The sequence below is a fragment of the Belnapia sp. genome, from assembly GCF_059504005.1.
Window position 1 is genome coordinate 1 of sequence record NZ_JCACHU010000115.1, and the last position, 2653, is coordinate 2653.

General features: G+C 64.5%; 3 protein-coding genes. 2 read left to right on the forward strand and 1 reads right to left on the reverse strand.

What is annotated here, in order from left to right; translation table 11 throughout:
* Both AC5JJ1_RS15305 and AC5JJ1_RS15310 read left to right on the forward strand, forming a co-directional pair.
* Positions 1–538 (forward strand): IS110 family RNA-guided transposase (locus tag AC5JJ1_RS15305; RefSeq protein WP_495785965.1); only part of this gene is annotated, 538 nt, incomplete at its 5' end.
* Positions 539–927: 389 nt separating this feature from the next.
* Positions 928–1338: a transposase gene (locus tag AC5JJ1_RS15310; protein WP_495785966.1), complete on the forward strand. Its 411-nt coding sequence runs from the start codon at positions 928–930 to the stop codon at positions 1336–1338.
* A gap of 220 nt (positions 1339–1558) precedes the next feature.
* Here AC5JJ1_RS15310 and AC5JJ1_RS15315 read toward each other — a convergent pair whose 3' ends face one another.
* Complete coding sequence (locus AC5JJ1_RS15315) at positions 1559–2359, reverse strand: calcium-binding protein (protein WP_495785967.1); 801 nt, start codon at positions 2357–2359, stop codon at positions 1559–1561.
* Positions 2360–2653: the final 294 nt, after the last annotated feature.

Consider the following 2653-nt stretch of genomic DNA (forward strand, 5'->3'; position numbering starts at 1 on the left):
TCTGGTTGAGGATGCTGCGTCAGCTCTCCCAGCAACCGGGCGAATCATTTTGCAGGTGCTGATCAAGACGCTTGAGGCGCTCGGAAAGCAGATCGACGACCTTGATGCTGAGATCAGCCGACGTGCGAAGGATGACCCCGTGGCGCGCCGGCTCATGACGATCCCTGGCATTGGTCCGATCGCGGCGACTGCGATCACCGCCCTGGTGCCCGCGCCGGAGGGCTTTCGCGCCGGGCGAGACTTCGCCGCCTGGCTCGGCTTGACGCCGCTGCAGAAATCGACCGGCGGCAAGCAGAAGCTTGGGGCCATCTCGAAGATGGGCGAGCGAACCATTCGGCGGCTGCTCATTCTGGGCGCCAGCGCCGTGGTGCGCTGGGCCAGCCAGCGAGGGGCAGCGGCAGGATCGTGGCTGGCTCAGATGCTGGCGCGCAAGCCGCGCATGCTGGTCACCACTGCCCTGGCCAATAAGATGGCCCGCATTGTCTGGGCTCTGCTGGTCAAGGGCGGCACGTACAAGGCTCCGGCCGTGGCGGCGTAGGCCCACCGCAGCTACCGAGGCGTAGGGCGAGCGCAAGGAGAGCATGGCGCAACAGTCGGCGAGACGGGATCGGGCAAACCAGCATGCAACACCGTACCTTGAGTACGCCACCTTGATCTGGACCCGCTCCGCGAACTCCCATGCAGGCCGGCGGTCCGTGACCGCAAAAGAGGCCGGACAGATGGCAGCATCCGACGACGCGTCACCGCAATCCTGACGTTTTCCCTTGCCCTGAAGGGGGTGTCCACAGATGTTGCATCGATCGCTGGCCTATGTGGCTTTGGGTAGGGTGAGCCGGGGCGAAGCTCTTTTACCCTTCAAAGGCATCCCTCTTGCCGTTCCAAGTGAATGCGGCTCGGCGCTACCACATCCCGAGGCGGCGGCACCGGGTGACCAACTGGGCCGAGTACGACGCCGGCCTTCGCGCCGGCGGCAGCCTCACCGTGAGGTTCGCGCCGGAAGCGGTGGAGGCTTGGAAGGCTGAGCCACGCACCGGCCGAGGCGGGCAGCCCGCCTACTCGGAGCTGGCCATCGCCACAGCCCTGACGCTGCGGGGCGTATTCCGCCTGGCGCTGCGTCAGACGGAGGGCTTGATCGCGTCCATCTTGCGGCTGCACGGCCTCGACCTGCCGGTGCCGGACCTTAGCACCCTCAGCCGCCCGGCCGAAACGTTGGTGGTGCCGCGGCCGCAGGCGGGAAGCGCGCCGGTGCACCAGAGTGTCGCCTGGCGGCACGCGCGCCGGGCGCTTCTTGCCGAACGGGATCAGATTGGTTGTGGAGCGGCTGTTCGCCTGGCTTAGCCGCTACCGCCGATTCAATATCGTGCACGACCGCGCCGCAGATCTCTTTGCCGGGCACATTTGGATTGCGATGATGTCCGTCACCGCACGCCGTCTTGTTGCCCAAACAAGAGCGCAGTAAGGGGTTTGATCGAGTACAGCCTCTTATCGAGTTGACAGTGCGGTCGTGAACCTTCTGGCGGGCGACAACGCGTCACGGCAGTGCACGCTATTTGCACCTTCAGGCGATAAGGAAGTCCGAGGAGTCGAATTCCTGCGTGAGCCGACCGAGGAAGGTGATTGACTCGCCGTCGCCAAGGGAGAGCACCGCGCCCAGGCTGGAGTTGGTCAGCCGCGCGAGTGGGTCGAAGCCCACTGGAGAGTTGGAGAGAATGATCAGATCGCCTGCTGTATTGAAATCGGTGATGAGATCGCGGCCGATCCCCTCCTCGAAGTTGAAGATAAAGATGTCGTTGCCCGCGTTACCGGTGAGCGTATCGGCGTTCGCGCCGCCATCGATGGTGTCGGCAGCGCTGCCTCCCTGCAAGACGTCCTGTCCGGCCCCGCCCGACAGGTAATCCGCCGCTGTCGCCGCTTCGGAACTTGTTGCAAAAGCGCGGATCAGATCATTGCCGGCACCGCCGAAGATCGTGTCTGCCGCGATGTTGCCGCCGATGATGGTGTCGCAGCCCTTGCCGCCCTGGACGAGGTCTCCCGTAGGGTCGTTCCAGGCAATGAAGTCATTGCCATCGCCGGCATCGACGAAATCAGCGCCGGCCATACCGCCGATCGTGTCTGCCCCGCTCCCGGCCAGGACGGTGTCATCACCCTGACCCGTGCTGATGTCGTCAGCACCTGCGCCGCCATCGATGAAGTCATTGCCGCTACCGCCTGCCAGGCTGTCATCGCCGGCCCCGCCGAATAGCAAGTCGTTGAAAGCGCTTCCGGTCAGCGTGTCTGCGCCGTCGAGGCCGTTGAGGATGCTTGCCTCGGTTGCGGTCAGCACATCCGCACGCCGAGTGCCATTGATCGTCACAGGCATCTTGCCCTCCCCATCTTATGGACGCCTGGAAGGAAAGCACACCGTGCAGGGAAAGGGAGGAATCGTATACGATCTTGTGATCAATCTGTACCCGTATTGGAGGACTCGCTGAGCAACCGGCAGCTCGTGCGCGTCCGGGCGCCGCTTGGTGAGATGGCCGTTCGGCCCTGCGTCTGGGGCCCGCTGCCCAAACCGTCCGCCGAGAAGCGGTGCGGCGACGGGGCAGTAAGGCTAGGCGTCTAGGCTCTGTGACCGGAGTGGCTGGCTGATCCATTCGGTTCTGCATCGGTCGTT